The 5,391-nt window shown below is 67.7% G+C and carries 4 protein-coding genes; all 4 read right to left on the bottom strand.

Annotated elements, in window-relative coordinates:
- Positions 1–880: 880 nt before the first annotated feature.
- On the bottom strand, positions 881–2,308 hold the full coding sequence (locus tag OHB26_RS21575) for a sensor histidine kinase (protein WP_330179080.1): 1,428 nt from the start codon (positions 2,306–2,308) through the stop codon (positions 881–883).
- 12 nt (positions 2,309–2,320) lie between these two features.
- Entirely contained in the window at positions 2,321–2,980 is a 660-nt protein-coding gene (locus OHB26_RS21570) for a response regulator transcription factor (RefSeq protein WP_330179079.1), read from the bottom strand.
- 111 nt (positions 2,981–3,091) lie between these two features.
- On the bottom strand, positions 3,092–3,439 hold the full coding sequence (locus tag OHB26_RS21565) for a hypothetical protein (RefSeq protein WP_330179078.1): 348 nt from the start codon (positions 3,437–3,439) through the stop codon (positions 3,092–3,094).
- 347 nt (positions 3,440–3,786) lie between these two features.
- Positions 3,787–5,367 carry an MFS transporter gene (locus tag OHB26_RS21560; protein WP_330179077.1) on the bottom strand — a complete coding sequence of 527 codons (1,581 nt, stop codon included), beginning with the start codon at positions 5,365–5,367 and terminating at the stop codon, positions 3,787–3,789.
- Positions 5,368–5,391: the final 24 nt, after the last annotated feature.

Below are 5,391 nucleotides of genomic sequence, written 5' to 3'. Positions count from 1 at the left end.
CTCCGCCAGTTTCTTACCCTTCGCGGTCAGGGCTTCCGGGTCGACCTTGACAATGTCTCCGCCCTTCCCGCCACCGCCCGGGTTACCGCCGCTGCTCGGGTTGCCGCCGCTATTCGGGTTACCGCCGCCGCGTGGGCTGCCCGCACCCGAATTTCCGCCGCGGGGTTCGCCGCCGCTCGGTTTACCGCCATTCGGCTTGCCGCCGCTCGGTTTACCACCGCCGGGCTTCGCGCCACCACCTCCGTGTGGTCCGCCGTCGCCGGAGGCCCCATGGTGACGCGGACCATGCGCTCCGCTCGACCCCGAGGCACCACCGTGGTGACCGTGCGGCCCGGTCGCGCCGGAAGCACCACCGTGGTGCCCATCCGAACCACTCGCACCCGAACCGCCCTCGGGCCCACTCGCACCCGAACCACCCTCAGGCCCACTCGCACCCGAACCACCCTCAGGCCCACTCGCACCCGAACCACCCTCAGGCCCACTCGCACCCGAACCACCCTCAGGCCCACTCGCACCCGAACCACCCTCAGGCCCACTCGCACCCGAACCACCCTCAGGCCCACTCGCACCCGAACCACCCTCAGGCCCACTCGCACCCGAACCACCCTCAGGCCCACTCGCACCCGAACCACCGTGATGACCATGCCGGTGACGGTGGTGCGGCCGATGCTGCTCGGTGTGCTCGCCACCGTTGCCGGATGCGGGTGCCGTCACGGGTCCTCCTGGTGGCTCGCTGAGTAACGGCGCAGTCGCCGCGCCGACCAGCGGGTCTACGACATAGCCACAGCGGGATCTTGCCGCACCGGCCGGAAGTGTCCCGGCGCCCGAGGGGTTTGTTCACCACCTCTTCAGCAGTTCACCCGGCCGTAAGGTTGTGCGATCAGCGGGATTCGGCGCGGTCGAGCACCGCGGGGAAGCTCACGGTGACAACGAGTCCGCCGGTTTCGGCGGTGTCGAGGAAGAAGAGTCCGCCGTGTTTCCCGGCGAGGGTCGCCGCGATCGGCAGACCCAGCCCGGAGCCGCCCGCCGCAGCATTGCCGCCGCGGAAGAATCGGGTGGTGAGCCGGTCGAGTTCGTCCTGGGGGACGCCGATCCCGTTGTCGCGCACCGAGATCACCGCCGAATCCGATTCCTGTGCCACCACGACCGTGGCGTGCGCGCCCGCACCGGCGTAGCGGGCGGAATTGCTCAGTGCGACATCGAGAATCTGCGTGAGGATCTGTGCGGGCGCCCGCATTCTCGCGGTGGGAACCTGTAATTCGACGGTCAGCGCCATGCCCGCGCGGGCGAAGGCCGCGTGCCATGCCTCGACCCGGTCCTCCGCCACGCTCACCGCATCGCACGTTTCGGGCGCGGCGGCCACGAGTTCCCCTGTGCCGCATGACTGCCGGGCTTCGGCGACCGCTTCCGCGACCGCTTCGGCGAGCAGATCGTCCAGCAGTCCGGTGAGCCGGTCCACTTCACTGACGATGCTGGCGAAGGTCGATTCGGCCCGGCCGCCGGCGATCGCCGGTTGCAGGGCTTCGAGGCGAACCGACAACGCGGCCAGCGGATTACGCATGGAGTGCGCGGTGTCGGCCACATGCCGACGCTCGGCGGCGGCGGATTCGGCCACCGCGTGCGTCAGCGCTCCGACGGCATCGGCCAGTTCGAGAATCTCCCGCGGGCCGTCATCGCTGCCCGGTGCGGTGCGCGGGGTCCGTCCCGACACCGGCAGCGTCGCCGTCAGCGCCTCGACATTGCGAATGAGTTCGGATACCGGTCGCAGTATCCACCCGGACAGCACCAGTGCCAGACCGCCGAAGACCAGTAGCGCGCTCGCGGTGATGCACGCCAGTTGTATCCAGCCGTCGGCGATTCCGGTGGTGGTCTCGACCGTCGACGCGGCGATGAGCACCACCCCCGCGGCGACCGGCGGACTTCCGACCGGTTGCGCGACGAGCATGGTGGGACGGCTCCACGGGTACAGGGTTTGCGGTAGGGGCGGCGGCTGGTATCGGCGAGCGCGGTCGACGGCGTCGATAATCCTCGGGTCATTGCGATCCACCCCGAGATCGCAGCGGACGGTGCCGTCGGCATCGATCACGAGCACACCATTGCGGCTGCGGTCGTAGTAGTTCTGGGCTTCGTGCACCAGTCCGGCGGAATCCCCGGCGGACCAGGCGGCGAAGCGACTGGCGTCGCCGATGCGATCGATCATCAATCCGCGGGTTCGGTTGGCGGCGAGTTGTCCGCCGATACCGATGGCGAAGCCGATCATGCAGATCGCCGCGAGCATGGTGAACGTCAGCAACAGGCGTCCGCGCATGGGAGGTCTTCCTCACCGATCCCATCGATAGCCGAAGCCGTGGATGGTGGTGATCAGACCGGGCCGGTTCAATTTGGCGCGAAGCCCACCCATGTGGACGTCGAGTGAACGCGAGATGGACGGATTCTTCTCGCCCCAGACCTCGTCCATTAATTCTTCGCGCCCCACGGCCGCGCCGGCCCGCTCGGCCAACGCCCGCGCGACCGCGAATTCCTTCTGGGTCAACGCAACCGGTTGCCCCGCCACCTCGACACTGCGGGCGACCAGGTCGACCCGGACATCACCGGTGACCACGATCGCCGGACGATAGTCGGTGGCCTGCCAGCGCCGCACCACCGCCTCGAGCCGCGCCGCGAGCTCGCTCACCCGAGCCGGTTTGACGACGTAATCGTCCGCACCGGCGCGCAGACAGGAGACAACGGCCAGCTCATCGCCTTCCGCGGTGAGCACGACCACGGGTACGGAGCTGACCTTGCGGAGCTGGCGCAGCACCAGATATCCGTTGACATCGGGCAGACCCAGATCGAGGATGACCGCGTCGTACCCGGTATGCGAGGTCAGCAGATCCAAACCGTGGGAGAGATGGTCGACCCGGTCGAAGCCCTGTGCCCAGAGGCCGTCAACGACGGCTGCGGCCATACCCGCGTCATCCTCTACCACCACCACACGCACGACCGCTGGTCCCTTCCGGAGTTCAGAGGCGACCTGAACAGAAGGTGAGACTACAGCAAGCAACTGGCGATCCAGCCCCTGACCGGGAGCGTGACGATGGTTACCGTGGCATCAGGCGCTGGCGCGACCCGGGGCCGGTCGGGCACCGGCGGGGGGCACCGGCGCGACGACAACCGGGGGGTAACCGGCCAGCCGCGGCGCGGGTGGCAGGCTCGGGAACCGGCGGCGCAACCCGCTCAGGTTCCGGTACACCTCGCGGAGTTCTTCGTGTACCAGTCGGAGCTCCTCGTGCAACTGCTCCGCTTCTTCGATGAGGGTGGCATGGAACAGGCGTCCCTGCTCGAGTTGCGCGCGATCCGCGCGGGATCGCATCAGCGCCTCTTCCGCCGATGTCCGGGACGAGGACGGGCGGGCGGCGGCGCGGCGACCGACCCGGGTGCCATTATCGAATTCCTGCACAGCAAACCCCAGCCTTTCGATTTTTCGGGCACATCGTGCGGTATGGCCCGGATGGTTCGGAATGAAGTTACAACAGTGAATTGAATTGTACGAGCCATTCCGAAATTTGATACTCCAGAAGCGGGAATATTTGGATCAGCTTTACAAGCGTGTAGATCGTCTTTTCGATCTTTGGAATCTCTTGATAAACCGGCAGGTTCTTGAGCATGCCAGAGAAAACGCTGTCCGATCTGCGAGAGCATGACCTGTAGCCGCCAATTTTGCGTGTAATTGGCGGTGACAAATAATTAGTAGCAGCGGTATCCCCGCACCAATAACCAGCGCGAGTCGCCGAACGCCGCCGGTAGCTATCTGCGCAGTGGCGCGGCTCCGCGGCGCGACTTCGAGCGGGCAGCCGCCGCCAGTATGGCGACCATCACCGTGGCGACCACGACGATAAGGGCCAGCAACCCGTGCCGGTACCCGGCCAGAAAGGCGTTCTGCACGGCGTCGGCGAGCGAAGTACCGGCCGAAGCCGCCGCCGCGACGCCTTTGCCGAGCGAATCGCGGGTAACGGTGGCGCCCTCGGCGGTGATGAGGGCGCTGGGCAGCCGCAGACGATCGTGATAGCCGCGGTCGACGAGGCTGCCGACCAGGGCCAGGCCCACCAGCCCGCCGATTTGCACCATGGTTTCCGTTGCCGCCCAGGCGGTTCCGTAGTTCGACAGCGGCAGTGCGGCGCTCATGAGGTCGAGGCCGACGCTCATCACCATGCCGAAACCCACGCTCGCCACGGTCACCATCAGCACGATCGAGCCCAGATCACCCGCCGCGTCGGCGGTGAGACCGATGGCCAGGCCGTCCAGGATCGCGGTCAGACCGATGGTGAGGGCCGCGGTGACGCCGTAGGACCGCTGTACCAGCGATCCCAGTTTCGCCCCCAGCACGGTCGCCGCGCAGGACGGCAGGAAGATGAGCGTGCCGGCGACGATCGGCGCGTGGCCGCGCACCGCCTGGAGATACTGAACGGCCAAGAAGACGGTGCCGCACAGCGCCGAAACCCCCACGGCCAGTGCGAACATGGCCGGTCGGAGCCGAGCGTCCGCGGTGATCAGGCAGTCGTAGGGCAGCTGACCGCCGCACCGGATGATCGCCGAGACCACGCAGAGCACGATGCCGGCCGTCATCGGCCCGGCGACCCAGGGGGCGAGCCAGCCCCAGTCCGGCGCCTGCATGAGGGCGAAGGCCACCAGCCCGGTACCGAAGGTGATGGTGATCGTGGACGGCCAATCGCATTCGGAGTCCGGGTCCGCCGGCACCTTCGGGACGAGTGCGATAACCCCGATCAGCAGCGCGACGGCGGTGATCCCGATCGCGGCCATCACCTTGGGCCACAGCACATTGTTCAGCAGCAGGCCCGTGACCAGCGGCACGACGGTCACGCCGGCCGCGCAGCACCCCGCCCAGAGGGTAATGGCCCGGGCCCGCTGAAGTGCCGAGCCGCTGACGGCCGACAGGATCGAAAGGGTGGCCGGAATGATCAGCGCGACCGCGGCGCCCATCACCACCCTGGCCAGGGCCAGCGGCAGCGCCGTGGACGGCAGCGCCAGGTGTACCACGGCTCCGGCGAGGTAGAGCAGATAGCCGCCTACCAGAAAACGCTTGGCGCCGAACCGATCCGAGAGGGTGCCACCGGCCATGAGTAGCGCGGCGAAGGCCAGCATGTACACCTTCGGACTCCACTGCGCGATATGCAGGTTGGGCCGGTCACCCAACTGCTGCAGCAGGGTGGGCACCGCGATGCTGTGCAGCGAGACGTCTTCGGTGAGGAGAAAACCGGTGCCGCACAACACCAATAGAACGGCTAGGCGTTCTCGGCCCGGACCGGGCAGTGCACCGGCCCGGTCCGGTGCCGTGATGCGCCGGGAACGCTCGGCGTCGAGTGTCATAGTTGCCCTTACGTCCGCATTCGG

It is taken from the genome of Nocardia sp. NBC_01503 (assembly GCF_036327755.1).
In the GTDB taxonomy this organism is placed as follows: domain Bacteria; phylum Actinomycetota; class Actinomycetes; order Mycobacteriales; family Mycobacteriaceae; genus Nocardia.
This window is presented reverse-complemented; position numbering and strand designations above follow the sequence as displayed.